The organism is Bifidobacterium ramosum, assembly GCF_009299505.1.
Classification (GTDB): domain Bacteria; phylum Actinomycetota; class Actinomycetes; order Actinomycetales; family Bifidobacteriaceae; genus Bifidobacterium; species Bifidobacterium ramosum.
The window spans coordinates 120,447-146,722 of sequence record NZ_WBSM01000006.1 but is presented as its reverse complement, the minus strand read 5'-3'; the positions used below and the strand labels follow the sequence as shown (position 1 = coordinate 146,722).

The 26,276-nt window shown below is 65.2% G+C and carries 26 protein-coding genes; 11 read left to right on the top strand and 15 right to left on the bottom strand.

Features of this window, described 5'->3' with window-relative positions; translation table 11 throughout:
- Window positions 1–3 precede the first annotated feature (3 nt).
- The 3 genes from DSM100688_RS06780 to DSM100688_RS06770 form a co-directional block, all read right to left on the bottom strand.
- Complete coding sequence (locus tag DSM100688_RS06780) at window positions 4–879, bottom strand: ABC transporter permease subunit (protein WP_152358382.1); 876 nt, start codon at window positions 877–879, stop codon at window positions 4–6.
- Window positions 876–1,823 carry an ATP-binding cassette domain-containing protein gene (locus tag DSM100688_RS06775; protein WP_152358381.1) on the bottom strand — a complete coding sequence of 316 codons (948 nt, stop codon included), beginning with the start codon at window positions 1,821–1,823 and terminating at the stop codon, window positions 876–878. The genes DSM100688_RS06780 and DSM100688_RS06775 overlap by 4 nt, the downstream gene beginning before the upstream one ends.
- Before the next feature lie 276 nt (window positions 1,824–2,099).
- Window positions 2,100–2,861, bottom strand: a complete 762-nt coding sequence (locus tag DSM100688_RS06770; protein ID WP_152358380.1) for a response regulator transcription factor — start codon at window positions 2,859–2,861, stop codon at window positions 2,100–2,102.
- A gap of 348 nt (window positions 2,862–3,209) precedes the next feature.
- Between DSM100688_RS06770 and purB the strand changes: the two genes are divergently transcribed.
- The 3 genes from purB (at window position 3,210) to DSM100688_RS06755 (ending at window position 7,759) form a co-directional block, all read left to right on the top strand.
- Window positions 3,210–4,646: an adenylosuccinate lyase gene (purB, locus tag DSM100688_RS06765; protein ID WP_152358379.1), complete on the top strand. Its 1,437-nt coding sequence runs from the start codon at window positions 3,210–3,212 to the stop codon at window positions 4,644–4,646.
- Window positions 4,647–4,872: 226 nt separating this feature from the next.
- The gene (locus tag DSM100688_RS06760) at window positions 4,873–7,284 is read left to right on the top strand and encodes a lysylphosphatidylglycerol synthase transmembrane domain-containing protein (RefSeq protein ID WP_239519323.1); all 2,412 of its coding nucleotides are present in this window, start codon (window positions 4,873–4,875) and stop codon (window positions 7,282–7,284) included.
- A gap of 193 nt (window positions 7,285–7,477) precedes the next feature.
- Window positions 7,478–7,759 carry an HU family DNA-binding protein gene (locus DSM100688_RS06755; protein WP_152358377.1) on the top strand — a complete coding sequence of 94 codons (282 nt, stop codon included), beginning with the start codon at window positions 7,478–7,480 and terminating at the stop codon, window positions 7,757–7,759.
- A 375-nt stretch (window positions 7,760–8,134) separates the two neighbouring features.
- On the opposite strand, the gene DSM100688_RS06750 is transcribed toward DSM100688_RS06755, so the two are convergent.
- The gene (locus tag DSM100688_RS06750; RefSeq protein ID WP_152358376.1) at window positions 8,135–9,754 is read right to left on the bottom strand and encodes an ATP-dependent helicase; all 1,620 of its coding nucleotides are present in this window, start codon (window positions 9,752–9,754) and stop codon (window positions 8,135–8,137) included.
- 148 nt (window positions 9,755–9,902) lie between these two features.
- Between DSM100688_RS06750 and DSM100688_RS06745 the strand changes: the two genes are divergently transcribed.
- Both DSM100688_RS06745 and DSM100688_RS06740 read left to right on the top strand, forming a co-directional pair.
- Window positions 9,903–11,561, top strand: coding sequence for a phosphotransferase (locus tag DSM100688_RS06745; RefSeq protein WP_420837491.1), 1,659 nt, complete (start codon window positions 9,903–9,905; stop codon window positions 11,559–11,561).
- 116 nt (window positions 11,562–11,677) lie between these two features.
- The gene (locus tag DSM100688_RS06740; RefSeq protein WP_152358375.1) at window positions 11,678–11,902 is read left to right on the top strand and encodes a DUF3107 domain-containing protein; all 225 of its coding nucleotides are present in this window, start codon (window positions 11,678–11,680) and stop codon (window positions 11,900–11,902) included.
- A 100-nt stretch (window positions 11,903–12,002) separates the two neighbouring features.
- Here the strand turns inward: DSM100688_RS06740 and DSM100688_RS06735 are convergent, their stop codons facing one another.
- A complete protein-coding gene (locus tag DSM100688_RS06735) occupies window positions 12,003–12,887 on the bottom strand; it encodes a PHP domain-containing protein (protein ID WP_152358374.1) in 885 nt (294 codons plus the stop codon).
- A 73-nt stretch (window positions 12,888–12,960) separates the two neighbouring features.
- Here DSM100688_RS06735 and DSM100688_RS06730 point away from each other — a divergent pair, with 73 nt between their 5' ends.
- A complete protein-coding gene (locus tag DSM100688_RS06730) occupies window positions 12,961–13,647 on the top strand; it encodes a vitamin K epoxide reductase family protein (RefSeq protein WP_152358373.1) in 687 nt (228 codons plus the stop codon).
- 274 nt (window positions 13,648–13,921) lie between these two features.
- On the opposite strand, the gene dapF is transcribed toward DSM100688_RS06730, so the two are convergent.
- Window positions 13,922–14,821, bottom strand: a complete 900-nt coding sequence (gene dapF, locus DSM100688_RS06725) for a diaminopimelate epimerase (RefSeq protein WP_152358372.1) — start codon at window positions 14,819–14,821, stop codon at window positions 13,922–13,924.
- Window positions 14,822–14,899: 78 nt separating this feature from the next.
- Between dapF and murI the strand changes: the two genes are divergently transcribed.
- Together murI and DSM100688_RS06715 are read left to right on the top strand one after the other, a co-directional pair.
- Window positions 14,900–15,691, top strand: a complete 792-nt coding sequence (gene murI, locus DSM100688_RS06720; protein WP_152358371.1) for a glutamate racemase — start codon at window positions 14,900–14,902, stop codon at window positions 15,689–15,691.
- 71 nt (window positions 15,692–15,762) lie between these two features.
- Window positions 15,763–16,653 (top strand): patatin-like phospholipase family protein, encoded by an 891-nt coding sequence (locus DSM100688_RS06715; protein WP_152358370.1) that lies wholly within the window; start codon window positions 15,763–15,765, stop codon window positions 16,651–16,653.
- Window positions 16,654–16,716: 63 nt separating this feature from the next.
- Here DSM100688_RS06715 and DSM100688_RS06710 read toward each other — a convergent pair whose 3' ends face one another.
- The 3 genes from DSM100688_RS06710 to DSM100688_RS06700 form a co-directional block, all read right to left on the bottom strand.
- Window positions 16,717–17,019 (bottom strand): acylphosphatase, encoded by a 303-nt coding sequence (locus tag DSM100688_RS06710; protein ID WP_152358369.1) that lies wholly within the window; start codon window positions 17,017–17,019, stop codon window positions 16,717–16,719.
- Between the two features lie 13 nt (window positions 17,020–17,032).
- Window positions 17,033–18,007 (bottom strand): D-2-hydroxyacid dehydrogenase, encoded by a 975-nt coding sequence (locus DSM100688_RS06705; RefSeq protein ID WP_420837489.1) that lies wholly within the window; start codon window positions 18,005–18,007, stop codon window positions 17,033–17,035.
- Window positions 18,008–18,362: 355 nt separating this feature from the next.
- Window positions 18,363–19,313 (bottom strand): SPFH domain-containing protein, encoded by a 951-nt coding sequence (locus DSM100688_RS06700; RefSeq protein ID WP_152358368.1) that lies wholly within the window; start codon window positions 19,311–19,313, stop codon window positions 18,363–18,365.
- A gap of 253 nt (window positions 19,314–19,566) precedes the next feature.
- Here DSM100688_RS06700 and DSM100688_RS06695 point away from each other — a divergent pair, with 253 nt between their 5' ends.
- A complete protein-coding gene (locus tag DSM100688_RS06695; protein ID WP_152358367.1) occupies window positions 19,567–20,181 on the top strand; it encodes a sugar O-acetyltransferase in 615 nt (204 codons plus the stop codon).
- A 139-nt stretch (window positions 20,182–20,320) separates the two neighbouring features.
- Window positions 20,321–20,728, top strand: coding sequence for a GNAT family N-acetyltransferase (locus DSM100688_RS06690; protein ID WP_152358366.1), 408 nt, complete (start codon window positions 20,321–20,323; stop codon window positions 20,726–20,728).
- A 189-nt stretch (window positions 20,729–20,917) separates the two neighbouring features.
- On the opposite strand, the gene DSM100688_RS06685 is transcribed toward DSM100688_RS06690, so the two are convergent.
- Together DSM100688_RS06685 and DSM100688_RS06680 are read right to left on the bottom strand one after the other, a co-directional pair.
- Window positions 20,918–21,370 (bottom strand): hypothetical protein, encoded by a 453-nt coding sequence (locus tag DSM100688_RS06685; RefSeq protein WP_152358365.1) that lies wholly within the window; start codon window positions 21,368–21,370, stop codon window positions 20,918–20,920.
- A 2-nt stretch (window positions 21,371–21,372) separates the two neighbouring features.
- Complete coding sequence (locus DSM100688_RS06680; RefSeq protein ID WP_152358364.1) at window positions 21,373–21,591, bottom strand: helix-turn-helix transcriptional regulator; 219 nt, start codon at window positions 21,589–21,591, stop codon at window positions 21,373–21,375.
- A 200-nt stretch (window positions 21,592–21,791) separates the two neighbouring features.
- Here DSM100688_RS06680 and DSM100688_RS06675 point away from each other — a divergent pair, with 200 nt between their 5' ends.
- Window positions 21,792–22,805, top strand: coding sequence for a D-2-hydroxyacid dehydrogenase family protein (locus DSM100688_RS06675; RefSeq protein ID WP_163146822.1), 1,014 nt, complete (start codon window positions 21,792–21,794; stop codon window positions 22,803–22,805).
- 359 nt (window positions 22,806–23,164) lie between these two features.
- Here the strand turns inward: DSM100688_RS06675 and DSM100688_RS06670 are convergent, their stop codons facing one another.
- The 4 genes from DSM100688_RS06670 to DSM100688_RS06655 all read right to left on the bottom strand — a co-directional run bounded on the left by DSM100688_RS06670 (window position 23,165) and on the right by DSM100688_RS06655 (window position 26,274).
- On the bottom strand, window positions 23,165–24,112 hold the full coding sequence (locus DSM100688_RS06670) for a hypothetical protein (protein WP_152358362.1): 948 nt from the start codon (window positions 24,110–24,112) through the stop codon (window positions 23,165–23,167).
- Between the two features lie 3 nt (window positions 24,113–24,115).
- Window positions 24,116–25,027 (bottom strand): ATP-binding cassette domain-containing protein, encoded by a 912-nt coding sequence (locus DSM100688_RS06665; protein WP_152358361.1) that lies wholly within the window; start codon window positions 25,025–25,027, stop codon window positions 24,116–24,118.
- On the bottom strand, window positions 25,024–25,392 hold the full coding sequence (locus DSM100688_RS06660) for a GntR family transcriptional regulator (protein ID WP_152358360.1): 369 nt from the start codon (window positions 25,390–25,392) through the stop codon (window positions 25,024–25,026). Before DSM100688_RS06660 ends, DSM100688_RS06665 begins: the two co-directional genes overlap by 4 nt.
- A 138-nt stretch (window positions 25,393–25,530) precedes the next feature.
- Entirely contained in the window at window positions 25,531–26,274 is a 744-nt protein-coding gene (locus DSM100688_RS06655; protein ID WP_420837488.1) for an ABC transporter ATP-binding protein, read from the bottom strand.
- Window positions 26,275–26,276: the final 2 nt, after the last annotated feature.

The window sequence follows — 26,276 nt, the reverse complement described above, 5'->3', positions numbered from 1 at the left end:
TTGTCAGCACACGTCGCGACGGCGATTGACGAGCAGTGTCGCACCGACGGACAGGACGATCCAGCCGACGAAGCAGATCAGCGCGTGCGCCCAGACCGGCATGCCGAGCGACACGCCGCCGGCCGTCGTGGCGAACAGGCCGGCGCCGTCGGCGTACAGCTTCACGGTGTTCGAGGGCAGCCATGGCGTCAGCCGACCGACCCACGGCGCATACGCGGCGATCATCGACAGGACGATGTTCAGCAGCGATCCCATGACGCCCGCACCGACGAGCACCGCGGCGGCGACGCCGAACGCCTTGCTGCGTGCGATCATCGCCAACGCGACGGCGACCATCACGAACGTGATCACGCCCAGCGTCTTCAGCCCGCAGAACGCCAGATAGGTGCCGAGGCTTTCCGCGTGGCGGAACCGGACGCCGAGCGCCAGGCACGTCAGTTCCAGCGAGGCGATCGCCACGGCCACGTTCCATGCGGTCAGCAGCGCCGACAGCAGCAGCCGGTCGGCGGCGTAGACCATCCGGCTGCGTCGGCCGGCGAGCAGGTTCTTGACGAAGCCGGCATCCCAGTCGTCCATCACGACGAGCACGGCAAGCACCGCGACGAACATGGCCAGCATGGAGCCGCCGCCCATCCCCGAGCTGGACAGCATCGCGGTGTGCGAGTCCATCATGCGTGCGGACGCCGCCAATCCGGATGTGGCGTTGGCCGTGACGGTGACGCCGTCGGTGTCGGTCTGTGCGGCTCCGGTGGCGGCGCCGAGCAGCATCAGCGTGGTGAGCAGGCCGGCGGTCAGCAGGACGACCGACGCGGTGACGACCCAGAATTTGCGGCCGTGGACAAGGCGGTACAGGTCGGATCGCAACAGGTTGAACATCATCGGCTCCCTTCCGTGCGGGTGTCGTCCATGAGGGCGACGAAATAGTCCTCCATGTCGCGCGATTTCGCGGCGAGTTCGAGGACGGTCTGGTTCGTGTCGTGCAGCAGCCGCGAGACCTCGGCCGCGTCGAAACCGCCGGCGATGGTGATCGAACCGTCCGGTTCGGCGGCGAAGCGCACCGGATCGGCCGGGTCGCTCGGCAGCCGGTCTTCGAGGATCGCGAGCGCGGCCGCAGTGTCGGCGGTGCGCACGGTGAGGCTGTCGCCGCATTCGGCCTGCGCCTGTTCGGCGGTCATCTCGCGCACCATGTGGCCGTGTGCGATGACGCCGTAGTGGGTGCACATGCGTTCGAGCTGGTCGAGGACATGCGAGCTGATGACGATGGTGATGCCACGCTGTTGGTTGAGCCGGACGAGGTAGTTGCGCATGGTGCGCGCACCGTCCGGGTCGAGGCCGTTGAGCGGCTCGTCGAGCAGCAGCAGGTCCGGTCCGCCGACGAGGGCGAGTGCCAGTCCGAGCCGCTGTTTCATGCCGAGCGAGAAGCCGCCGGTCTTCTTGCGGCCGACGTTGCCGAGGCCGACCTGCTCAAGCAGCGCACGGCAGACGGGTTTCGGGTCGGCGACGCCGAGGGCGAGCGCCTGCGCCATCATCGTGTCGAACGCGCTCAGGTGCGGCAGCAGGCCGGGGTTTTCGATCAATGCGCCGACGCGCCGCACGTCGCCGGGCACGTCGCCGTTTTCGCCGGACGCATTGCCGAACAGTGTGATCTCGCCGCCGCCGGGCGTGGTCAGTCCGGCGATCATCTTCATGACGGTGGATTTGCCGGCGCCGTTCTTGCCGACGAACCCGTAGATCGCGCCCTGCGGCACGGTCATGTCGAGATCGTCGACCACGCGGTTGCCGGCGTAGGTTTTGGACAGCGCCCGCGCACGAATCGCATCCATGGCCGTTCCTTTCTCGTAAGGTTGTGGTGACGGGTCCCACTGTACGAAGCGGTTCTTGCGCAACCGTCGCATACGTCGTACGGAAGTCTCGCGAAAGTCTTGCGAAAGTATGACGGCCGGGTATGCGGCGGTTCCGGAACCGTCACTGCGTGCGCGCGATCACGACGGCCGCGCGTACGCAGTGATGATGGAACCGCCCGAATCGTCACTGCGTACGCGCACGCGCGCCGATTGCGCGCACTCAGTGACGGTTCGCGCATGCCGTACGTCGCGCGATCACGCATCGAGTTTGAAACCGAGTCCCCAGACGGTTCTGATGTACATGTCGGTGCCGGAGGGCTTGAGTTTGGCGCGGATCTTGCTCACATGCGCGGTGACGGTGTTGTCGTCGACCATGTACGGTTCGTTCCAGCACAGTTCGTAGACCTGCTGTTTCGTGAAGACCGTGTGCGGGTGGGCCATCAGCAGTTCGACGATGGCGAATTCGGTGTTGGTGAGGCTCACCGACTCGTGATCGATGGCGAAGGTGCGGGCGGTCGGATCGAGCGTCCAGCGGCCGGCGGTGAGCACGGGTTGTGTGGATCCCGCTGCGGTTCCGGTCGCGGGGATAGTAGACGACGCGGTGCGGCCGTATCCGCGACCGCGCAGCTGCGCCTGGACGCGGACGACGAGTTCGTCCAGATCGAACGGTTTGACAAGGTAGTCGTCGGCGCCGAGTCCCAGCACCGCGACACGGTCGGCGACAGTGTCGCGCGCGGAGATCACGATGATCGGCACGCCGGCTCCGCGCTCGCGCAGCATCGTAATCAGCCGCTCGCCGCTCATGCCGGGCAGCATAAGATCGGTGACGATGCAGTCGAAGCCGCACTCGGCCTCGCCGTGGTCATCCGACGGCTCCGCCGTCCCGCGTTCCAGCAACAGCCGCGCCTCGGAACCGGAATACGCGGCCGTGCAGTCGAACCCGGAACGCACGAGCTGCGTGCACGTCACCTCGTTGATGTCCGCATCGTCCTCGATCACCAGTATCCGTGCGCCCATGTCGCCCTCCTTCCGCACCGTTCCACAGTACCGCGCCCCGAGCACGGTACGTTGTCGCCGAAGCCGTCTGCAAAAACGTACATTAACGACTCCTTACCGTACGTTTTCGCAGACGATCCTGCAATACCGTACATTGGCGGCCGCTTCATGTACGTTTCTGCTGACGTTCCCTGCGAAAACGTACGAATGGACGTCATCAACGTACGTTGTTGCTGACGTCTCCGGCAGAAACGTACGCTGACGGCGTCCATCCGTACGGTATTGCCGAAGCCGCCGGCGGAAACGTCCATAACGGGCGCACCGACACCGTGCCGCGCCCGGTTCACGGCTGGAAGTACCCTAGAATCCATGAAGCTTACTGATATTTCCCCCGCAATCGCATTGACCCCGCTCGACGGTCGTTATCACAACGCCACCGCCCCGCTCGTTGAATACCTGAGCGAGCCGGCCCTGAACCGCGAGCGCATGCGCGTCGAGGTTGAATGGATGATCCTGCTGGCCAACGGCTTCGATGGCAACGGCAACCAGCCGATCGTTGACGGTGTCAAGCCGTTCACCGAGGCCGAGAAGGCGTTCCTGCGCGCGATCCCCGAGGACTTCGGCGCTGAGGGCATCAAGCAGCACGCCGCGCATGAGGCCGTCACCCACCACGACGTGAAGGCCGTGGAATACTACATCGACGACCAGATCGACAAAGCTCCGGAAGAGCTCACCAACATCAACGACGCTCTGAAGACCCTTGTGCACTTCGCTTGCACGTCCGAGGACATCAACAACCTGTCGATCGCCCGTTGCGTGAAGAACGCAATGGAACACGTGTGGACTCCGGCATTCAAGGAGATCATCGACCATCTGGCCGAAAAAGCAAACGAATACCGTGATATGCCGCTGCTGAGCCTCACCCACGGTCAGCCGGCCACGCCGACCACACTCGGCAAGGAGCTCGCGGTGTATGTCTACCGTCTCAACCGCCAGCTCAAGCACATCGAGGCCCAGGAATATCTGGGCAAGATCAATGGCGCGACCGGCACGTTCGGCGCACATCTGGCCGCCTGCCCGGACGTCGACTGGATCGCCGTCTCCCGCGAGTTCGTCACCAACCGCATGGGGCTGACCTGGAACCCGCTGACCACGCAGATCGAATCCCACGACTGGCAGGCCGAGCTGTACAGCACGGTTTCCCACGCGAACCGTATCATGCACAACCTGTGCGTGGACGTGTGGATGTACATCTCCCGTGGCGTGTTCGCGCAGGTGCCGGTCAAGGGCGCCACCGGTTCGTCCACGATGCCGCACAAGGTCAACCCGATCCGTTTCGAGAACGCGGAGGCGAACTTCGAGATCTCCTGCTCGCTGCTCGACACCCTGTCGGCCACGCTCGTGGAGTCCCGTTGGCAGCGCGATCTGACCGATTCGACCACGCAGCGCAACATCGGCTCCGCGCTCGGCTACTCGCAGCTGGCCCTGTACAACCTGATGGGCGGTCTGAAGTCCATTCACCCGAACGACCACGTGATCTCACGCGAGCTCGACGAGAACTGGGAGGTGCTCGGCGAGCCGATCCAGACCGCCATGCGCGCCTGCGAGCTGCGCGGCCTGCCCGGCATGGACAAGCCGTACGAGAAGGTCAAGGAGCTTATGCGCGGCCACGAGATCAACAAGGAGCAGGTCGAGGCGTTCATCGACCAGCAGTCCTTCGACCCGCAGACCGCGGCGCGCCTCAAGGCGCTCACCCCGGCCACGTACACGGGCGTCGCGAGCAAGCTGGTCGACTTCGATCGCTGACCGGACGGTCGGTTGCGTGGCGGCCGGATGGGCCGGCGTGCAACCGACGCACTGATGTAGTCAATCGCGAAGGGTTCTGATGACCGATCAGAAACATGCGACCGATTCCGCCGACGAGCACACCGGCTCGCCGGCGGAATCGCGTTCTACGCACGATATTCCGTCGCCGTCCCCGATCCACCCGGACCGGCCGATCTCCGCGGACGAGCGGACACGGCCGTCCGGCATGCCGATCATCGACGACGTGCCGCCGAAACGCATCCACGACGTCGGCGATCTGCTGCGGGCCGGCGCCGCCGTCATCCTTGCGGCGGTCGCCATGCTGTCGGCCATGTATCTGCGCGGCATCACCACCGGCGTGGAGACGGACGCGCATACCGCCGGGCAGGCGCTCAACTGGATGGTCGACCTGCCGACCACGCTGCTGCAGCAGCTGGCCATTGTGTCGATCGTGGTGATGGTGGTCGCGCAGCTGCTGCTGAATCGCGCGTGGATGCAGGCCGCGCTGTCGGTGCTGGCGATGTTCGGTTCGCTGGGCGCGGTCTGGGGCATTTCATTGGCCATGTCGCATTTCGGCGACGCCACGCTGATCGCGGCGCTGAGCTCGCCCAACAGCTGGACCGGCTCCAGTCTGCTGCCGGACTTCTATGCGGGGGCGGCGGCGCTGCTGACCGCCGCGGGCCCGCGCCGCACGCGCTCCACCGTCAAATGGGGCTGGAACATCCTGTACACCGTGGCCGCGCTACTGGTGCTGCTGTCGATCAACTCCGTGTCCGGCGTGCTGGTGTCGTTCGCCGTCGGCCGTCTGATCGGCATGCTGCTGCGGTTCGCGGTCGGCACGAAGAACCAGGGCGCGTGGGGCACCGAACTCACGCAGGCGTTGGCGGGCATCGATCTGCATCTGACACACCTGTCACGCCAGATCGACCGCGACGCCGACGCGTCCGGCGCGACGCCCCGTGCAGTGCTCGACGACGATCTGGTCGAACGGTCGCGCCGTTACGACGCCGAGGACGACCGCGGCCGTCATTTCGTGATCTCCGTGCTCGACAGCCAACTGCACACCGCCGGCTACATGCGCCAGCTGTGGCAGTGGATCCGGTTCACCGGCGTGTCCATGCGCCGCGACCGTTCGCCGCGCGAGGCGACGCAGCATCACATGGCGATGATCCTGGGGCTGAAGAACTGCGGGCTGCCGACGCCGCGCGTCTACGGCGTGGCCGACACCGGCGAGTCATCGATCCTCGTGCTGCAGGGCAGCGACATCATGCACGAATGCAATCTCAACACGCTCACCGACGACGACGCCATCGCGCTCATGCGGTTCCTGTCGGTGGCGAACCGCCGCGGGTACACGCACCGGCGCATCACGCCGGACGCGCTGGCGCGGCTGGAGTCCGGCACGCCGATCATCGCCGGATGGCAGAACGGCGACGACGCGAGCACGGCCGCAAATGTCGCGCTCGATCAGGTGCAGCTGCTGGCATTGCTGTCCGCGCTGATCGGCACCGAACGGGCGGTGGCGGCGGGCCGGCTCGTATGGGGCGCCGACACGCTGGCCGGGCTGATCCCGTTCGTCCAGAAGACCGCCGTGCCGAAGGCCACCCGCGCGTTGGACGGGTGGAACGGCCATGTGCTGGACGATCTGCGCGCCCGGCTGCGCGACCTGGTGCCGGAGGACACGGCCGAGACGATCGAACCGGTGACGTTGTCGCGGTTCAGCCTGCGCTCGTTCGTTGGTCTGGCGCTGCTCGTGGTCGCGGTGTCGGTGATGTTCACGCAGCTCAAACCGGACGAGGCGATCGCGGCGGTGCGCAACGCGAATCCGATGATGGCGGCCGTCTGTCTGCTGCTCGGTCTGGTCGCATGGCTCGGATCGGCGCTCGAACTGGGTGCGTTCGTGGACCGCGACCGGCGCGATCCCGCGGGCGTGTTCATGTCGCAGGTGGCGCAGAGCTTCGCGATGGTGTCGATGCCGGCCGGCGTCGGTCCGGCGTTCGTGAACCTGCAGTTCCTGCGTAAAAGCGGGTATCGCAACACGGCGGCGACCGCGATCATGGGTGCCGTGCTGGTGGTGTATTACGCGGGCACCGTGCTGCTGACGCTGGCGGTGGGTCTGTTCACCGGCAGCGACGCGTTGAGCAGCATGATTCCGACGAACACGCTGATCGTGGTGCTGGGCGTGGCGCTGATGCTGCTGGCCGTGGCGATGATGATTCCGCCGGTGCGGCATTTCGTCGCGCGCACCGTGCTGCCGCTGGTGAAGACGTATGCGCGGCAGCTGGTCGACATCCTGTCCGATCCGGTGAAGCTGCTGCCGAGCATCGCGGGCATGCTGGTGCTCAACGTGGCGACCGGTCTGGGATTCTGGGCGGCGCTGCTGGCGTTCGGCCAGATGACCAATCCGATCGAGACGTTCTTCATCTTCATGATCGCCAATGCGGTCGGTTCTTCGGTGCCGACGCCGGGCGGTCTGGGCGGCGTCGAAGCGGCGTTGACGGTGTCGTTCGGCGCGATGGGCGTGCCCGCGGGCGTGGCGTTGTCGGCGACGCTGCTGTACCGCGTGGTGTTCTTCTGGATCCGTATTCCGTTGGGCGCCGTCGCGATGAAATGGCTGGACCGTCGCGGGCTGATCTGATCGCCGGGGATGGGGGGTCGGCGATGACGATGCGGTCGGTCCCCGGATGCGCGCGATGACCGCTTTCGGGACAAATTCACGCGAAAACCCTTGAAAAATGCGGAATTTGGCCCGATCGTGCGCTATTATTCAGTATGAACGTGTGGATGGTTCGACCTAGGAGGACCATCCCCTGACTCAAGAAGGATGCTTTATGGCATACAACAAGTCTGATCTCGTCTCGAAGATCGCCCAGAAGTCCAACCTGACCAAGGCTCAGGCCGAGGCGGCTGTCAACGCCTTCCAGGACGTGTTCATCGAGGCCATGCGCTCCGGTGAGGGCCTGAAGCTGACCGGCCTGTTCTCTGCCGAGCGTGTCAAGCGCGCCGCCCGCACCGGCCGCAACCCGCGCACTGGCGAGACCATCGAGATCCCGGCCACCTACGGCGTGAAGCTGTCCGCCGGCTCCCTGCTGAAGAAGGCCGTCACCGAGTAAGCGGTTCCGCTCGGCGGCCCCTATGGGCGATATGAAAGCCCCGACCATCGGAGGTCGGGGCTTTTTCTATGCCTGCTCCCCTTTTAGCGGACATACAGCCGATTCGGGCAGGAAAATCGGCTGTATGTCCGTTAAAGGGAGGGGACCAATACCTCAACAGACCGTTCCCGCCCTTCATCCCTCATCCCCCTTCAACGGACATACAGCCGAAAACACCGTCGAAATCGGCTGTATGTCCGTTAGGGATGGTGAGCCGGAAAGAGGAGGAAGGTCTTCTGGGAATCAGCCTTCCCCTCAACGGACATACAGCCGATCCGGACCACTTTTTCGGCTGTATGTCCGTTGGGGTAGGCGGGACGGCTCCGTGGAGCGGAGTCACAGGAATCGGCTGACGGTGCGGGGACGGCCGCCGGCGCCATCCTTGGTACGCGCGTACGACATGTGCAGGCTGTCCTCGGCACGGGTCACGGCCACGTACATGAGCCGCCGCTCCTCCTCCAACGCGTCGCCACCGGCCGGCGAACCGTACGGCATCAACCCTTCCGAACAGCCGATCACGAACACGTGCCGGAACTCCAGACCCTTCGAGGCGTGCACGGTCGACACGGTCACCGCACCCAGCGCCGCAACCGCACCACGACCAGCACCCGCACCGTCGCCGTGTCCGTCACCATCAACGCCCCCGGCACCGGCGGCACCGTCACGTCCGCCGCTCCCGGGCCGCTCCCCCGCCGCCAGCGCATCCATCAACGCCTGCCGCGCCACCGCGTCCTCGGCCAGATCCGCCCCGGCGCCGGACCATCCGGCGTCACGCCGCACGCGATATCGCAGCCCCGCCTCGCGCAGCGCCGCGCAGACCGCCCGCTGCTGCGCGTTGATGCGGGTCAGCACCGCGCAGTCCGCCGGATTGACGCCCTGCCGCACCAGCCGCGCGAGGCGTCCGGCCACGCCGCGCGCCTCGTCGGCGTCGGTGTCGTATACGGTGTGCGCGACGCGCGCGCCGTCCTGACGCGCGGACGTCAACCGCAGGTAATCCTGCCGCACCGGAGACTTGGCGAGCACCCGGTTCGCATACGCCACGATCTGCGGCGTCGAGCGATAGTCGGTGTTGAGGCTCACGTCGGCTGCCGGCTTGCCGAACTGGTCGGCGAAAGCGAGTAGATCATAACTGCTGGCGCCGGCGAACGAGTAGATCGTTTGCGCGGGGTCGCCGACGACGCACACGTTGCGGTTATCGTCCAGCCACAGGGTCATCAGTCGGTGCTGCAGCGGCGAGACGTCCTGGTATTCGTCGACCGTGAGCCACCGGATCGACCGGCGGATCGACTCGGCGGCCTCGTCGAACTCGTCGAGCACATGGCAGGCGATGAGCAGGATGTCGTCGAAGTCGATGAGCCCGCGTGCGGTCTTCTCCTGCTCGTACGCGAGATAGACGTCGGCGAACCGCTGCGGGTCGAGCCCGGCCGGCGGGCGGCGATGCGTGGCGGCGCAGACGCGCTGGTAGTCGTCGGGAGCGATGAGCGACACCTTCGCCCAGTTGATCTCGGCCTGCACGTCGCGCACGGTGAGCATATCCGCGGGCTCACCGTTTGTCGCGCCACCGCAGACGCGCTGCAACGCGGTGTCGACGAGTCGGCGCGGTTCCTGATCGTCAGCGACGTGCGGAAACGGCGCGTCACAGATGTCCTCCCACACGTGCCGCAGCTGGCTGAGCGCGGCGGAGTGGAACGTGGCGGCCCGCACCGCATCGCCGACGCCGAGCCGGCCAAGTCGCGAACGCATCTCCGCGGCGGCCTTGACCGAGAAGGTGACGGCGAGCGTGCCGGCCGGATCCCATGCCCCGCTGGCGCAGGCGTAGGCGATGCGCCGCGTGACAGTGCGCGTCTTGCCGGCTCCCGCGCCCGCGATGATGCGCACGGGGCCGTGCACGGTGGTCGCGGCCGTGCGCTGCGCCTCGTCCAGACCTTGGAGAATGTCGTCCGCCGTTGAGTTCATGAGCCCATTGTGGCAGGCGCTCTGCCCCTCGGCGTCCCGCCGCGCGCGCCGGCGGAGGCGTCGGCGGCGGAAATCGCCCGTATTGCCGTGCGAATTGCGGCACGATCGACCCTGGTTGAGCCCCGGGATGTATTAGGGTAGTACTGTGATTGATCGAAGCAAGCTCAAGTTGGCGGCCCTCACCTCCGCGGTCATGCCGAACATCGTCGTCGCCGGGGTGCGCGCGGGTACGCCGTCGAATGCCGTGGATTCGGCGAACGGCATTGATTTCGCCGTGGTGCAGGATTCCGCCGGCCGTCTGTACGACGTGTACGCGTCCGACGGCGAGGCCGGCCGCAAGCGGCTCGCGGCCCGTGTGCGCGCGGCCGGCACGTTGGCGCAGGCCCGCGAACCGGGCGGGCTCGGCATTGCGCTCGATCAGGTGTTGGCATTCAACGACGGTTCGCAGGCGAACGGCCCGACCGGCACGCAGGCGGTGATGGTCATCGCGCATCAGGACGGTCAGGCGCGCAACCTCGACCTGCTCACGTTGGACGACTGTTCGGCGATCGGCACGGCGATCGGCGCGATCCATCGTCTGCCCGCGTCCGTCGCCCAGACGGGCGGCTGGCCGGCGTTCACGACCGGGCAGATCCACGCGCAGTTGACGGCGTGGATCACACGACTGCGCGCGGCCGGCCATATTCCGTCGGAAATCACCGGCAGCTGGGAGCGGATCATCGGCACGGAAGGGCTGTGGTCGTTCTCCACGTGCTTCGTGCACGGCGGGTTCGAGGACGGCGACGTGCTGTTCTCCGGTTCGACGATCACCGCGATCTCCAACTGGCAGCGCATGCAGGTCAATGATCCGGCGCGTGATCTGGCGTGGATCTTCGCCAAGCTCGATGAATCGCATCGCAATGCGGTGCTTGCCGCCTACGGGCGCATGATGGGGTCGCGGTTGGATGATCTGATCATGCTGCGCGCCAATCTGTGGCTGCAGATGGAGCAAGTGGGCGAATTCATTCAGGCGTTGAACCGCGCCGACAACGTGAAGATCATGCAGTTCAAGGCGCAGGTGGATCGGCTGGCGCACCAGCTCGGCGTCATCAAGCAGCGTTCCGGGGCCGCGGCCGGCCAGCCGAAGGCCGCCGGCGCCGCGGCGAGCGGGCAGAAGCCTCCGTCGACGATCACCGTGGGCACGCTGCTCAACGAGAACGAACGCCGGCGGGCGGCCGCGGCGGGTGCCGCCGGTGCGGCGCAGCGTCCGGTCGGCGTCGAGTCCACCGATCCGTCCGATTCGACCGGTGACTTGGACCGCACCGGCTCCGCCGACGTGGTGGCCGGTGCCGCCGCCCGTGCCGCGGCACCGCAGGCGACCGGTTCGACGCGTCCGCAGACGTACGCCGCCGGCACGTACGCGGACGCCGCCGTATCGTCCGCGACGATCGCGTTCAATCCGCTCACCGGCAGCGTGATGAGCGAGGGCATCGTCGACGAGCTGGCCGACGACACCAACGACAGCGAACCGCGCGTCGATGCGGCGCCGACCATCGCGATCCCGCTGCTCGAGCAGGAGGAGCGTGCGCTGCGTGACGCGCAGCTCGGACTGGAGACGGCGACGCACGCGCGCATGCTGCGACAGGGGCTGACGACCGGCACCGGTCAGGTCGTACGGCCGGCGACGAATCCGTCCGCGCCGGCCGTATCGGCGACATCGGCGGTATCGTCCACCAGTCAGCCGGCCGTTGCGGCGGCACATCAGCCGGCAAGCCAACCGGCGCACGACGACAACGACGATACCGGCGATCGCACGCCGAAAGCGTAATGGACGCCGGCGAACCGTCCCCGCGACGCGATCGCTGGCACAATGGCAATCATGACCAACCGTCGGGCGGGCAGTCGCCGGCCCGACGACGATCAATCTAACGAAAAAGGAGCATCATGGACATCGAACTGGGCATCCGCAACGTGGCGCGTACCGTCACGTTCAGCACCGAGCAGAACGCCGACGAGGTGAACGCGGTGATCGGCAAGGCGGTCGCCGACCATCAGCCGATCGAACTGACCGACGACAAGGGCCGTCATATCATCGTGCCGGCCGACGCGCTCGGCTATGCGATCGTCGGCTCGGAAACCAAGCACGCCGTCGGATTCGGCGCGCTGTAAACCAGCGAATCGCGCGGTGGACTCGTCACAAGCCGCACTGCACGACAAACGGGGACCGTCGATAGGACGGTCCCCGTTCTTGCGTATGCGGCCGCGCGCCTCACCGCCACAGCGGAATCGCGCCACGTCGCACGATCTCGGCCACCGTGGCCGCATCGGTGAGGTTCTCCCCCAGCACGTTCGGCTTGCCGGCGCCATGCCAGTCGGAGCCGCCGGTCACCAGCAGCCCGTGCCGGCGCGCGATCGCCAACAGCCGCGCACGCTGCTCGGGCGGATTGCCGCGATGCCACACCTCCAGACCATCCAATCCTTCGCCGATCAGCCGTTCGATCTGCCGGTCCGACAGCAGCCGCGGATTGCGGCTCAGATCGCCGGGGTGCGCGATGATCGTCACGCCGCCGGCCTCGCCCACGGCATGCACCACCTCGTGCGTGCTCGGCGACGGCGTCGGAATATAGTATTTGCTCGATGTGCTCACCACGTCCGCGAACGCGTCGGACCGGGTCGGATACACACCGGCCGCCACGAGCGCGTCGGCGATGTGCGGCCGCCCGACCGTCGTCTTCGTCCCCTCCTTGACCTGCCGCAGCACGCTCTCCCATGTGATCGGGTAATCCTCGGACAGCAGGTCGACCATACGCCGCACTCGCTTGAGCCGCGATGCGCGCGTCGTTTCGAACAGCTCGCAGATGTGCCGGCTGCGCGGATCGTACTGGAAGGCGAGCATGTGCACCGAAACGCCCTCGTCGTCGGCGGTGATCTCCGTACCGCGCAGCAGCGGCATGCCGCACCGGCGCGCCGCGGTTTCGGCGGCCACCCATCCGGCGGTCGTGTCGTGGTCGGAGATGCCCACGCCCTCGAGTCCGGTTTCCTTGGCCAGATCGACCAGTGCGGCCGGCGTCGCCGTGCCATCGGAGAACACCGTATGGCAGTGGATGTCCCAGCCCGTACGCGGCGGTTCGGAAGGAATGTCGAAACGAGTCATACGACCATCGTAATCTGAACTCAGCCACAACCATGCCGTATGACATGCCGTCAACGAGCGGAAGGATCCTGAGATGACGAACGAACGAACCACGGACACGACGAACGCCCCACTGATCGACGAGGCGGAGACGACGGGCGGCGCGCCCGACGAACCGCGCGGCTGGCGGCATGCCGCGACGTGGACGTATCTGGTCATGCTCGTCGCGTCCGCTGCGGCACTGGTCGTCTCGTTCGTGCTGTCGGCCGAAACGCTCAAGCTCGCGCGCGACCCCAACCAGATCCTCGACTGCGACATCAACAGCGTGCTGTCCTGTTCGGCGGTTGCGCAGTCATGGCAGGCGGAGATCGTCAAGTTCGGCGGATTGAGCTATCCGAACGCGTTCTTCGGCATCGCCGCCGAATCGGTGTTCGTGACGATCGCGGTGATCGGCTTGGCGCGCGTGGCCGTGCCGCGTTGGTTCGCGACGTGCACGTGGCTGGGCGGGCTCGCCGCGATCGCGTATTCGTACTGGCTGACATCGCAGTCGCTGTTCGTGATCAATGCGCTGTGCCCGTGGTGCCTCGCGCTCATGTTCTCGACGACCGTGCAGTTCATGGCGTTGAGTCATGCGACCGTGACCGTGCAAGGGCTGCCGTCGCGTGCGCGCGGGCTGCGTACGTACTACCGGCTCAACTACGATCTCATGGTCGACGTGGTGTGGGTACTTGCGATCGTGGTGCTGATCGTCGTCAAGGACGGTGCGGCGCTGTTCGCGTGATGGCCGCGCGTCCTCGCGCGCTCACCCCTTAACGGACATCCAGCCGATTCACGTGGTGCGATCGGCTGGATGTCCGTTAAGGGGTTATACATCCGTTAAGGAATGACGACTGTCATGATCGCCCGTCGTCGCTCCCGCACACATACGTCAACGGACATACAGCCGATTCGGCATACGGAATCGGCTGGATGTCCGTTGACGTATGTGCAGATCGTATGTACGCAGACGACGATGACACATACGACTACATACGACTACATACGACTACATACGACTACAGCAGTTCGATACGGCCGACGAGCGTCGCCGAACCGGTGAGCGTGACATCGTCGTCGGTCACGTCGACACGCAGCGTGCCGCCGCGCACGGTGATCGTCCAGTGGCCGATGCCGGTCTTCGCACGCAGCGTCACGCCGGTCGCGCACAGGCCGGTGCCGCACGACAGCGTCTCGCCGCAGCCGCGCTCGTTCACGCGCATCGTCGCCTCGCCGGCGTCCGCCGTCTCATCCATGTCATCGATACGCACGAACTCGACGTTCTGGTCGGATTCAAGCGCCGGGCTCACCTCCGGTTTCGTCACCAAATCCAACTGTTCGACCGGCGGCAGCGTCGCGAACGAATCCTCGATCACCGCCACCACATGCGGATTGCCCATGTCCACGAACGTGCCGCGCGCCGAACCGTCCGTGCCGGGAATCGTCACTCCGAACGCGTCCGTCTCACCGCGCTTCCACGCGCCCATGTCCACCTGGAACACGTCCCTGCCGAATCCGGCCACCTCACCCAGCGAGGTGAGCGTCTTCACGCCGGCGCGGGTGCCGAGCCTGAACGGCGCACCGCCGGCCGGTTCGGCGTAGCCCTGCCGCTGTGCGAACAGCGCGGTCGCGCGTGTGCCGTTGCCGCACATCTCGGCCAGGCTGCCGTCCGCGTTGCGGTAGTCCATGAACCACTCGGCACCGCCGGCCGCGGCTTCGGCGACCTGTTCGGCGGTCAGATCGGACACGTCGTCCGGATGCGCGAGACGGATCAGCCCGTCGCCGCCGATGCCGAAGTGACGGTCGCACAGGAACCGTATCTCGTCCGGCGTGGGTTCGTAGTCGCCGGTCGGATCGGCGTAGACGACGAAATCGTTGCCCGTGGCGTGGGCTTTGTAGACAACCTGCGGAATGCTCATGACCGTTACTCTAGCGCGGGTCGTGCGGAGTACTCTAGTGAACGTCCACATATCTTGGTTTCTCGGGGAGGCAACGGCATGGCTTCGACGGCACCGATCGGCGTGTTCGATTCCGGGTTGGGCGGCATTTCGGTGGCGCGTCAGATCGCGCATGACATGCCGCACGAGCGGGTGTTGTACTTCGGCGATTCGGCGAACGCGCCGTACGGCACGAAGACGCCGGAGCAGGTGCGGGCCTTGAGTTTCGCGATCGTGGAACGGTTCGTGCGGCAGGGCGTCAAGGCGGTGGTGATCGCGTGCAATACGGCGACGTCGGCGGCGGTGAACGATCTGCGCGACCACTACGACATGCCGATCATCGGCATGGAACCGGCGCTGAAGGTGGCGTGCGACCGCGGCGACCGTGCGGACGGCACGCACACGCCGCAGCGGGTGATCGTCGCCGCGACGCCGCTGACGTTACGCGAGCACAAGTTCGCCGCGCTCATGGACCGGTTCAAATCCGAGAATACGATCTTCCCCGAGCCGTGCCCGGGTTTGGTGGAGATCGTCGAGCACGGCCGGCTGGGCGACCATGATCTCGTGATGCGCACGCTGCACGGCTATTTCGACCAGTACGATCTCGACTCGATCGATGCGGTGGTGCTCGGCTGCACGCATTTCGTGTTCTATCGCGACTATTTCCGCGAGCTGCTGCCCGATGCGACCGCGATCATCGACGGCAACGAAGGCACGGTGCGGCATCTCGGCGTCGTGCTCGAGTCGTTGGGCAAACTCGCACCCGAGGATGCGGACGGCGGCGTGGAACTCGCCAACTCCGATCCGAGCGCGCGCATTGCGACATTGTCGCGCGAACTGTTGCATTCCTGACCGGACGCCGCCGGTTTGTCCCGGCTGGGCACGTAAGCTCAGGCGAGACATACGGCGGATTGGGGGTTGGTATGACTGATACGGCTGACACGGCTGACATGCAGGCGACGGCACCGCGACACCGGACGGCGCTGATCGACGTGGGCGGCGGATTCCGCGCGATCTTCGGCGCGGGCGTGATGGACCGGTGCCAGGAGGACGGCATCGACTTCGACCACTGCTACGGCGTTTCCGCGGGCAGCGCGAACATGGTGTCGTTCATCGCGCGCCAGCACGGCCGCAACCACAAGTTCTACACGGAATACGCGTTCCGCAAGGAATACGCGAGCTTCGACTCGTTCGTGAGGAACCACAATTTCGCGAACCTCGACTACGTGTACGGCACGCTGAGCAACCACGACGGCGAGTATCCAGTCGATTACGCGGCGTTCGAGGCGAACCCGACCGGGTTCACCGTGGTCGCGTGCGACGCGCGAGATGGGTCGGCCAAGTACTTCGACAAGTCGGACGTGCATTACGACGACTTCGACATCATGAAGGCGTCGAGTGCGGTGCCGGTGGCGTGCGAGCCGTATGTGATCGACGGGGTGCCGTATTTTGACGGCGGCATCGCCGACCCGGTGCCGGTGCAGAAGGCCTTGGACGACGGCTACGACCGCGTGGTGCTGGTGCTGACCCGACTGAAGGACGTGCTGCGCGAGCAGAAGAAGGACATCGCGCCGGCGCGCATTCTGCGGCACTCATATCCGGCTGCGGCGGAACGGCTGCTGGAACGCTACAAGACGTACAACGACGAGGTGGCGCTGGCCAAGGAGTACGAGCAGGACGGCCGCGTGCTGATCCTCGCGCCGGAGAGCCTGTACGGATTGTCGACGCTGAGCAAGTCGTTCGAGGGGCTGGAGCGCATGTATCGCGCTGGATATGCAGCAGCCGAGGCGATTCCGGCGTTTTTGGCGGGGTGATGCGCGGGGCGTCGTCCCATTGCTCCCCTCAGTCGACTTCGCCGACCGAGGGGAGCACACCAGCTAGCGATCGGCACGGACGCCGAACGCGCCACGCTCCGGTTCAACGGGAATCCCCGTCACCGCGACATGCTCGACCTGCGACCACCGCGGGCCGACCTTAAGCCACGAGATGAACTGGGCGAGCGCGGCCGCGCTCCCCTGTGCCTCGACCTCGACCGAGCCATCGAGTCGGTTGCGCACCCAGCCGCCCACGCCGAGTCTGCGCGCCTGTTCGACCGCGGAGTACCGGAATCCCACACCCTGCACCATGCCGGTGACGACGGCATGGATGCGGATCATGGTCGTCTCATCGGTATCGGTCATGCTTCACCAGCCTCTACCGACGTCGGTTGGCGAGCGCCTCGCCATGCGCATAGCGCCGTACGTTGTCGAGCGCGATCGCGATGATGCGATCCTCCGTGACGGCCAGATGGTTGCCACCGGCGACGTGCGGGGTGATCAGGCAGTGCGGTTCGGCCCATAACGGGCTGTCGGCGGGCAGCGGCTCAGGTTCGGTCACGTCAAGGCCGACGCCGTGCAGCTGGTCTTCGGACAGGGCGCGGGCGAGCGCACGCGGGTCGATGGCGGTGCCGCGGCCGGCGTTGAGCAGGATAGCCGTGGATTTCATGAGCGTCAGGCGCTGTCCGTCGATGAGATGATACGTGTCCGCCGTGGCCGGCACGGCCATCGCCACCACGTCGGCGGCGGGCAGCAGGGTGTCGAGCTCGTCGAATCCGTGCATCTCGTCGATGCCGTCCGCCGGACGGGTTGTGTCACGGCGCACGCCGACCGTATGCGCGCCGACCGCCTTGCACAATGTCGCGAAATGCGAGCCGATGTCGCCGGTGCCGATCACGAGCACCGTCGCCCCGGCCGGGCTCAGCGCGGCCCCGAGGTCGTGCCATCGCCGCTCGGTCTGCTGGCGCGCGTACATGGGGATGTTCCTCATCAGCGACCACATCATCGCGAACAGATGCTCGGCGACGGTCTGGCCGTACGCGCCAGTCGCGTTCGTGACCTGCGTTCGCTCCCCCAGCACGCCGGGCGCGAGGTACCGATCGACGCCAGCGCTCCAGGTCTGCAGCCATTCGAGATGCGGGTACTGCGCGCATTCGTCGGGCGGAATGTTGCCGATCACGGCCGTGGCACTTTCCCTGAGTTCGGCCGGTACGATGGCCTTCCAGCCCATCATGCCGCGTTGGGCGGCGACGCCCGCGAATTCCTGACGCACGCCGGTGCCTGCGACCGCATCGTAAAACGCCCGCAGCTCCTCGTCGGTCAGCGGCAGGCAGTTGATGATCGTCTTGCTCATACGGCCCATTGTAGGCCGCGGCATACGTATTCCGCCGTACCCGTCTGGCGGAGTCACGCTCGTTCAGCATCACGCACCGACCGCAGTCCGGCCGTAACTCAACAACTACACGTCCTTCATGTTGAGTTACGGCCGTTTCCCGAGGCCGATACGACCGTAACGCAACAGTATTGCGACTCTCCTATTGAGTTACGGTCGTTTTCCGGCACAAAAACGGCCGCAACTCAATGAAAGACCGCCGATGATGCTGAGTTACGGTCGTTTGACGAGTGCAGCAGACAGCAAATAGGAAAGGCCGCGATCCCGGTGTTGCGCGGGATCGCGGCCTTGGTCGCACCGTCGTGCGGCAGGACGGCTACTTCGCGGCGGAAGTCACTCCGGACGGCGCATCGCCGTCGGCCTTGGTTTCGTTGGCGGTGAGCATCGCCTCGGTGATCTGGCGGTAGAGTGCCTCGTAGCCGCCGGGCGTGGCGCTCGGCAGCACGACGGTCTTCGCGTTCTTTGATTCGGAGAGGGAACGCATCACGTCGAGGTACTGGTTGAACAGCACGACATTGTTCACGTCGTTGATGTTCATGCCCACGGCCTGCAGCGACTTGATCTGGTCGACGATGCCGTTGGCGATCTCGCGGCGGTAATTGGCCTGGCCCTCGCCCTGCAGACGGGTCTTTTCGGCTTCGGCGGCGGCCTGCGTCTCGATCTGGATGCGCTGTGCCTCGGCGCGCTGGCGCGTGGCCTCCTTCTCGCGCTGGGCGGCGTTGATCGAATCCATCGCGTTCTTGACCTGCGGCGACGGGTCGATGGCGGTGATCAGGGTCTTGACGACGGTGAAGCCGAAGCGTGCCATCTCGTTGCCGACGGTCTTCTGCACGTCGAACGCCACGTCGTCCTTGCGGGCGAACGCGTCGTCGAGGGTGAGCGCCGGGATCGCGGAACGCAGCGCATCCTCCATGTAGGAGCGCAGCTGGCCGGCCGGATCGCGCAGCTCGTAGTATGCGGTGGCCACGTTCTCGGCGTTCACGCGGAACTGCGTGGAGGCGACCACGGTGACGAACACGTTGTCGAGCGTCTTGGTTTCGAGCTGCACGTTGAGCTGGCTGACGCGCATGTTGGTCTTGGTGGCGATGCGGTCCACGAACGGGATGCGCGCATGGATGCCGGCGAACTGCACCTTGTGGAATTTGCCGAACCGTTCGATGATGTACGCCTGCTGTTGCGGCACGACGAAGATCGCCGCACTCAGCAGGGCGATGACGACGACCAGTACCACGACCGTGATGATCGGCCCCGTGAAATCAAAAGGCATGATGTCCCCTTCCTTGCCGGCCGGCACCGTCTTCAGCGCCGGCTCACGGTTCCCATCGTATCAGCCGCCGTCGCGAATCGCCCGGCCTCGTGGACGGGTGCGTACCGTGATCGTCCGCGGCGCGCCAGCATCACCTGCAACGCTGTTATGATAACGACGGTTGACATCACCCACTATGCTGGCAACGATGCCATCGACCGGACGACGAGGCCGGACGGCGGCAACGCAACTACGACCAACGACGAGGTGACCGATGACCGTTCCCCAGCGCGTACTGGACCTGATGCACTCCCCCGGCATCTATTTCTGCGATGACCCCGAAATGGGCGCGGCGCAGCAGAAGCAAATGCGGCTCCAACAGGAGCTCAACGCCACCATGCCCGGCGATCCGCGGCGTGCCGAACTCTTGCATGCGTTCTTCGCCGAATTCGGCGAGGGGGCGTACGTGGAGCTTCCGGTGCATGCGAATTGGGGATGTGGCACGCATTGGGGCGCGCACGCCTACGCGAACTTCAACCTGACGCTGGTGGACGACGGCGAAATCTTCATCGGCGATCACACGATGATCGGTCCGAATGTCACGCTGGTGACCACCGGTCATCCGATCCGCCCGGATCTGCGCGAACGCGTCGCCCAGTTCTCCGAGCCGATCCATATCGGCCGCAACGTGTGGATCGGCGCGAACGTGACCGTGCTACCCGGCGTGACGATCGGCGACAACGCGGTGATCGGCGCATGCAGCCTCGTGACCAAGGACATCCCGGCGGACGCCGTCGCCTTCGGCACACCATGCCACGTGGTGCGCGAGATCAACGACCACGACCGCGAATACTACTGGCGCGACCGTCGCATTCCGGACGATATCTGATCACACGATCGCCCATACCATACGATAGGCGGGCATAGGGGTCGCGTGCGATCACATGCGATCGCACGCGACCATCCATTGGCCGCATGCGATCGGCACCGCCACGGCACATTCGCCTATCGAAGACAAGGAGCCAGCCATGACCATCACCTATACCGAGGAACGCACGTTCACCAAAGATCAGGTCCAGCGGCTGTTCCGCTCCGTCGGCTGGGTCTCCGGCGAATATCCGGATCAGCTCTACCGGGCGCTGATAGGATCGTCGACAGTGATCTCGGCATGGGACGGCGACCGTCTGGTCGGTCTGGTGCGCGCGCTAGACGACGGCGCGATGCTGGCGTACATGCATTACGTGCTCGTCGATCCCGAGTATCAGGGGCAGGGTATCGCCGGGCACATGGTGCGCATGATCCAGGAGAAGTACCGCGACTTCTTCTACGTCGAGGTCATGCCGGAGGAACGCAAAAACGCATCGTTCTACGAGCGCTTCGGCTTCAAGGTCATGACCGACGGCGTGGCCATGCAAACCGTCAATCCAAACTGGTGACGAACCGAACCAGTAGCAGACCGAACCGATGACACCCGGAGATGACAAGCCGGATCGATGACGTGTCGACTGACATGCATCAAGCTCCGGTATTACGCGCCCTTCGGCATTGAACGGCAGACGCACCCGGCGTATCCGCATGGCGGATGCACCACCGGACAGCATCTCATCGATCTCGTGTCTCGCAGCTCAACAGCGCTGATACCACCATGCCAGTCCGACCTGCAGGGCGAGCGCAAGCCATCCGCACACCAGTACGGTCAGTCCGATGACGGACAGCACGAGACTGTCCATGCCGAGACCGGCGAACAGGGCGGTCATCGATCCTGCCAGCATCAGGATCTCCAGCACCTGCAGCGCCTTCGCGTTCGCCTTGGTCAGCATCTCCCGATCGCGTTCATCCACCGGTTTCATGGCGCCAAACGCGATTGCGGCCGTCTCCGAATAGGCGGCGCACAGCCACATGGCCGCGCTGAGCAAGAACATCACGAACGTGATCCAGTGCAGCGCCGGCGACCATGGATACCGGCCGGAATCCCCGTCATCGACGCCCATGACCAAGATGAGCTCCAACACCGCGGCCAACGCCATGCAGACCGCGGCACGCAACGCCTTACGGCTTCGTATTCTCCGTGTCATCATCGTCATCCTTCGTCTTCGATACGGCTGTTTTCCTCGAGCAGGCACAGGTCTTCGACGGTCGTGCCGAATACCCTGGCTAACCGGTAGGCCAGCATGAGCGAGGGGTTGTACTGCTCCTTCTCGATCGAGATGATCGTGCGCGACGACACATGCACCGCATCCGCCAACTCCTGTTGCGTCATGCCCGCCCGGTTCCGGTATTCACGAACCTTGGTCTTCATCGACCCGCATCACCTCCCGTCATGCCGCCGGCGACATTGCGCAACGTCACCGGCGATCATCGTTCGATTACCAACTGAAGCACGCTTCATGTGAAGTTACCTTCATACTATAGTCAGGCAGAGACCGCCTCCGCCATACGGCGCGTCGACGGCCGTTCGATATGTCGCATTACAGTAAAGACATGAGCGAACAGCAATCCATGCCGCACATCATCGAAACGCAACCCGACCGCACCGACCTGCCGCTGGTGGTGATGCCGACGGTGTTCGACGCGATGATCGAACCGTTCCGCACGAATCTGCCGATGCTGCACGACATCGCGCGCGTGCGCATGTATACGGACCGCACGTCGGACGAGGAGACACTGCTCGCGCGAACCGCCGACGCGGACGCGGTGATGGTGATCGGTTTCCACATCCCCGATGCGATGCTCAACCGGTTCTGCGGCTTCGACGGCGGCACCGGCCATGTACGCTGCTTTGCGTTCGGCGGCACGGGCGTGGCGAGCTACATCAACATGACGAAGACCCGCGAACGCGACGTGCGCGTGTGCAATATCGTGCATTACGGCGATCATGCGGTGGCGGAGCATACGTTCGCATTGATCTTGGAACTGGCCCGCGAGGTTGGTCGTCTGGATGCTGAGGTGAAGGCCGGCGACTGGACCGGCGCGGAAGGCTATGCGCTGCACGGCAAGACCTTGGGACTGGTCGGATTCGGCGGCATCGGGCAGACGGTGGCGCGGATCGCGAACGGCTTCGGCATGCATGTGGCCGCATGGAACTCACATGTCGATCCGACCGTAGCGAATGCTCTCGGCGTGGAGTTGATCGACGATATGGGCGATCTCATGGAGCGATCGGATATCGTGAGTCTGCATCTGCCGCTGCTGGAATCGACGGCCGGCATCGTGACGGCGACGCAGCTCAACCGGATGCGGCCGGGGACGCTGTTCGTCAACACCGCGCGGGCGGAGATCATCGAACCGGGCGCATTGACGGCGCGACTGCTGCGCGGTGACATCCGCGCAGCGCTGGATGTGTACGAACGTGAGCCGCTGCCGATGGATGATCCGCTGCGCACCGTTCCGGGCATCATCCTCACCCCGCACGTGGCGTGGCGTAACGACGAGGCATATGTGAGCCTTACCAAGCAGGTCGTGCAGTCGGTCGCATCATTCTTCACCGGCGGCGACTTCAACGTGGCGAACTGACCATCGTCGACAATAGGCCACGGCCATCCCATGCACGGAAACGACCGTAACCCAGCAACAACGCCACACCGCCATTGAGTTACGGCCGTCGTTCACCCCATAGAAGGCCGTAACTCAGCAACAACACGTCCCCGACCGTGAGTTACGGTCGTTTTCCACCCTTAAGGCGGCCGTAACTCAGCATTATCGTCGCCCCACTGTTGAATTACGGCCTCCACCGACCCCGAAAACGACCGTAGCTCAACATCATTGTCGTTTTCTCATTGAGTTACGGTCGTTTTTCTCCTCGGAGACGACCGTAACTCAACAAGAAGATGTCATACAGCGCTCCGGGTCGACCATCGGGCAGCCAAAGCCGATCAGACGATCAGACGGCCTCGCACCGGGTGGATTTCACGCCGCGCGGTCATCCGATCCACAGCGAACGCACATACCGCGAACACCAGAATCGAGAACACGAATGGAATCCACGCAACATACGAAATGACCTGCCGCTCGCCCACATAACGGATCACGCTGCCGGACAACAGATTACGCATCCAGTACAGCGTCCGCGGCATCGCTCCGTCGTACTGGTCACCGGAATACCACCACGGACTGAACACAGTGTATACGGCGACCACCGCGATCAGCAGCAGCGAACCGCCCGTCCAACGCAGCACGGAACCGTTGAACACCCATGCGACCAGCACCCCAGCCAGCATGCCTAGCGAGGCGACGATCAGCATCATCGAGAACATCTTCATCGACATGTACAGCCAGCCGAACGGCACGGCAGCCGGTTCGCTGCATGCCGCACGATTCGCCAGCGTGCCGATCGGGCAATCGGTTCCCGCGAACTGGAACCGATCCGACCGCCCGCCCTGCAGATACAGCAGCACGCCCAATGGCGACCGGTACAGGGATTCCAGCTGCGGTTCCGTCATGGCCCTTGCGGACAGCCTCAGCGACGCGCCCGCATACTGCACCGGCATGAGGATGAGCGTCGTCGCGGCGGCGATCGCCACGTTCGCGATCATGCCAACGTTCGCGAACGACCGGCGGGACACGCCGTGGCACAGTTCGACATCGAAGAATCCGACGAACCAGATCACGCCGACCAGGAACAGGGACGAGAACATGCGCGTCTCGGTATCCACGGGGACTTCGATGTACGCAGGGGGCAACCCTGTGAGCACCGTATACACACGGTATGCGGAGATGCCGATCCTCACCAGCGGGATGACGAGCATCACCGCGTACAGAATCGCGCAGCGTTTCGCCATCGCGACGAATTGGCGGCTGAGATGAGATTGTGGTCCGATCATGGTTCACCGCTCCCCTGCGTCCGTTGTCATTGCCGTCGGTTCGGCCGCGGTGCCATCCGGCCGGCCGGTCACCGCAATGACATAGTCCTGTAATCCGAGTCCGCTGGCGACGATGCCTTCCGGCAGGTCGTTCGCGTCGATCACGCCGCGTATGGTCACGCTGGCGATCCGCCCCATCCGTTCCCGCGCGAGAACCGGAAGACCGGTCTCCGCGACGAATTCGTCCACCGCATCCGCATCGCCCGTCAGCACCGCGGCATGCGAGCCGACCGCTTCGGTGGCGAATTCGTCCACGACATGGCCTTGGTCGAGGATGATCACACGTTCGATGACCTGTGCGATTTCGTCGATGATATGCGTCGAGACGACGACGATGCGCGGCCGTTCGGCATAGGATTCGAGCAGGAACCGGTAGAACAGTTCGCGGTTTGCCGCGTCGAAGCCACCCACCGGCTCGTCGAGCAGCAGCACGTCGACCGGCACGCACAGCGCGGCGACGACATGCACGATCTGCCGCTGCCCGAGCGACAAGTTGCCATATGCCACGCCCGGCGCGATGCCGAATGCGGCGAGCATGCGTGAGCAGAATCCCCAGTCGAAGCCGCCGTAGTAGCGTTCCTCGCGACGGAAGATCGTGCTCAGGCGCACCGGCCAGAGGAACGGTCGGGTTTCGTTGGCGAGGTAGATGCGTCCCTGCGCGGCCTCGTTGTCGCGCACGTCGGCATCGTCGAGCATGACCATGCCGCCGGTAGGCAGCAGACGGTTGGCGATCAGGGACAGCAACGTGGATTTGCCGGCGCCGTTGCGGCCGAACAGACCGTAGATGGCGGGTCGCAGGGTGAGACCGACGTGGTCGAGCGCCGGTTTGGCGGTTTTGCCGTAGGTCTTGGTGAGATTGGTGACGGTGAGGCTCATGATCGGTAGCCTTTCTCGATAATGGCGGCGAGTTCGTCGGCGGCGATGCCGAGCCGTTTGGCTTCGGTGATGAACCGCGGGACCTGTTCGTTCAGGAATTCCTCGCGTTTGGCGGCTCTCGCCCGCCCGGCCGCGCCCGGAGCGACGAACATGCCCAGTCCGCGGCGTTTGTCGAGCAGTCCTTGTTCGACGAGCAGGTTCATGCCCTTGAGCACGGTCGCCGGGTTGATGCGGTAGGCCGAGGAGATTTCCGTGGTGCTGGGCACCTGGTCGCCTTCGCGATAGGTGCCGGCGATGATCGCCTCGTTGAGTTGGTCGGCGACCTGCCGGAACAGCGGGACGCCGTTGGAATCGTCGAAATGCACGGGTGGCGGTCACCTCCTTGAGCCGCCGATTGCGCCGCGCCTGCGACGGCACAACCTCATTGGTTCATTACTTATGTAACTAACCATATAACCAAAGCGACGCCCCGTCAACCGCCTCACATCGTCGCGTATGCCGCGTTACAGCGACGCGGCGGCGATGAGCCGCCGGGTGTAAGCGGATTGCGGATCGCCGAGCACCGCGGCGGTCGGACCGCATTCCTCGACGCGGCCGTCATGCAACACCAGGATGCGGTCGGCGAGGTGCCGGACGACGCCGAGATCGTGCGACACCATGATGATTGCCGTTTCACGATGTGTTTCACGAATAGTGGCGAAGGCGTCAAGGATCTGGATGCGCGCGGCCACGTCGATGGCGCTCATCGGCTCGTCGGCGAGGATGACCTTCGGCTCGTTGACGATCGCGCGCGCGATGGTGACGCGTTGCGCCTGCCCGCCGGACAGATCGATCGGATACCGGCTCGCGAACACGTCAGGGTCGAGGCCGACGGTACGCAACGCGAGCGCCGCCCGCGCGTCGATGTCGGCGCGGGAGAGGTCGCGGCGTTGGATCAGCAGCGGTTCGGCGACGGACCGCGCGACGCGCCAGCGTGGGTCGAGCGAGGCGAACGGGTCCTGAAAGACCAGTCCGGATTCGCGGCGCACATCGCCGCCGGCGTAGTCAACGGTGCCGGCGTCGGCGGTTTCAAGACCGAGCATGATGCGGGTGAGCGTGGATTTGCCTGAACCGGAGCCGCCGATGACGGCGAGGCATTCGCCCGGACGCACGTCGGCGGACACGTCGAAGAGCACCTGCCGACGCGCGGCGCGGCTGCCGAAGAATTTGTCGATGTTGCGGACGGAGAGGAACGGTGCGGTGGTCATGG

What these genes read in the sequence shown, in the direction of transcription:
- DSM100688_RS06770 (WP_152358380.1), bottom strand. Translation starts at nt 2,861, where the DNA reads ATGGGCGCACGGATACTGGTGATCGAGGACGATGCGGACATCAACGAG.
- DSM100688_RS06655 (WP_420837488.1), bottom strand. Translation starts at nt 26,274, where the DNA reads ATGACCACCGCACCGTTCCTCTCCGTCCGCAACATCGACAAATTCTTC.
- DSM100688_RS06730 (WP_152358373.1), top strand. Translation starts at nt 12,961, where the DNA reads ATGACGAACGAACGAACCACGGACACGACGAACGCCCCACTGATCGAC.
- DSM100688_RS06710 (WP_152358369.1), bottom strand. Translation starts at nt 17,019, where the DNA reads ATGACCGATACCGATGAGACGACCATGATCCGCATCCATGCCGTCGTC.
- DSM100688_RS06680 (WP_152358364.1), bottom strand. Translation starts at nt 21,591, where the DNA reads ATGAAGACCAAGGTTCGTGAATACCGGAACCGGGCGGGCATGACGCAA.
- DSM100688_RS06780 (WP_152358382.1), bottom strand. Translation starts at nt 879, where the DNA reads ATGATGTTCAACCTGTTGCGATCCGACCTGTACCGCCTTGTCCACGGC.
- DSM100688_RS06760 (WP_239519323.1), top strand. Translation starts at nt 4,873, where the DNA reads ATGCCGATCATCGACGACGTGCCGCCGAAACGCATCCACGACGTCGGC.
- DSM100688_RS06755 (WP_152358377.1), top strand. Translation starts at nt 7,478, where the DNA reads ATGGCATACAACAAGTCTGATCTCGTCTCGAAGATCGCCCAGAAGTCC.
- DSM100688_RS06750 (WP_152358376.1), bottom strand. Translation starts at nt 9,754, where the DNA reads ATGAACTCAACGGCGGACGACATTCTCCAAGGTCTGGACGAGGCGCAG.
- DSM100688_RS06705 (WP_420837489.1), bottom strand. Translation starts at nt 18,007, where the DNA reads ATGAGCAAGACGATCATCAACTGCCTGCCGCTGACCGACGAGGAGCTG.
- DSM100688_RS06675 (WP_163146822.1), top strand. Translation starts at nt 21,792, where the DNA reads ATGCCGCACATCATCGAAACGCAACCCGACCGCACCGACCTGCCGCTG.
- dapF (WP_152358372.1), bottom strand. Translation starts at nt 14,821, where the DNA reads ATGAGCATTCCGCAGGTTGTCTACAAAGCCCACGCCACGGGCAACGAT.
- DSM100688_RS06690 (WP_152358366.1), top strand. Translation starts at nt 20,321, where the DNA reads ATGACCATCACCTATACCGAGGAACGCACGTTCACCAAAGATCAGGTC.
- DSM100688_RS06700 (WP_152358368.1), bottom strand. Translation starts at nt 19,313, where the DNA reads ATGCCTTTTGATTTCACGGGGCCGATCATCACGGTCGTGGTACTGGTC.
- DSM100688_RS06685 (WP_152358365.1), bottom strand. Translation starts at nt 21,370, where the DNA reads ATGATGACACGGAGAATACGAAGCCGTAAGGCGTTGCGTGCCGCGGTC.
- DSM100688_RS06670 (WP_152358362.1), bottom strand. Translation starts at nt 24,112, where the DNA reads ATGATCGGACCACAATCTCATCTCAGCCGCCAATTCGTCGCGATGGCG.
- DSM100688_RS06695 (WP_152358367.1), top strand. Translation starts at nt 19,567, where the DNA reads ATGACCGTTCCCCAGCGCGTACTGGACCTGATGCACTCCCCCGGCATC.
- DSM100688_RS06775 (WP_152358381.1), bottom strand. Translation starts at nt 1,823, where the DNA reads ATGGATGCGATTCGTGCGCGGGCGCTGTCCAAAACCTACGCCGGCAAC.
- DSM100688_RS06740 (WP_152358375.1), top strand. Translation starts at nt 11,678, where the DNA reads ATGGACATCGAACTGGGCATCCGCAACGTGGCGCGTACCGTCACGTTC.
- DSM100688_RS06735 (WP_152358374.1), bottom strand. Translation starts at nt 12,887, where the DNA reads ATGACTCGTTTCGACATTCCTTCCGAACCGCCGCGTACGGGCTGGGAC.
- murI (WP_152358371.1), top strand. Translation starts at nt 14,900, where the DNA reads ATGGCTTCGACGGCACCGATCGGCGTGTTCGATTCCGGGTTGGGCGGC.
- DSM100688_RS06715 (WP_152358370.1), top strand. Translation starts at nt 15,763, where the DNA reads ATGACTGATACGGCTGACACGGCTGACATGCAGGCGACGGCACCGCGA.
- DSM100688_RS06665 (WP_152358361.1), bottom strand. Translation starts at nt 25,027, where the DNA reads ATGAGCCTCACCGTCACCAATCTCACCAAGACCTACGGCAAAACCGCC.
- purB (WP_152358379.1), top strand. Translation starts at nt 3,210, where the DNA reads ATGAAGCTTACTGATATTTCCCCCGCAATCGCATTGACCCCGCTCGAC.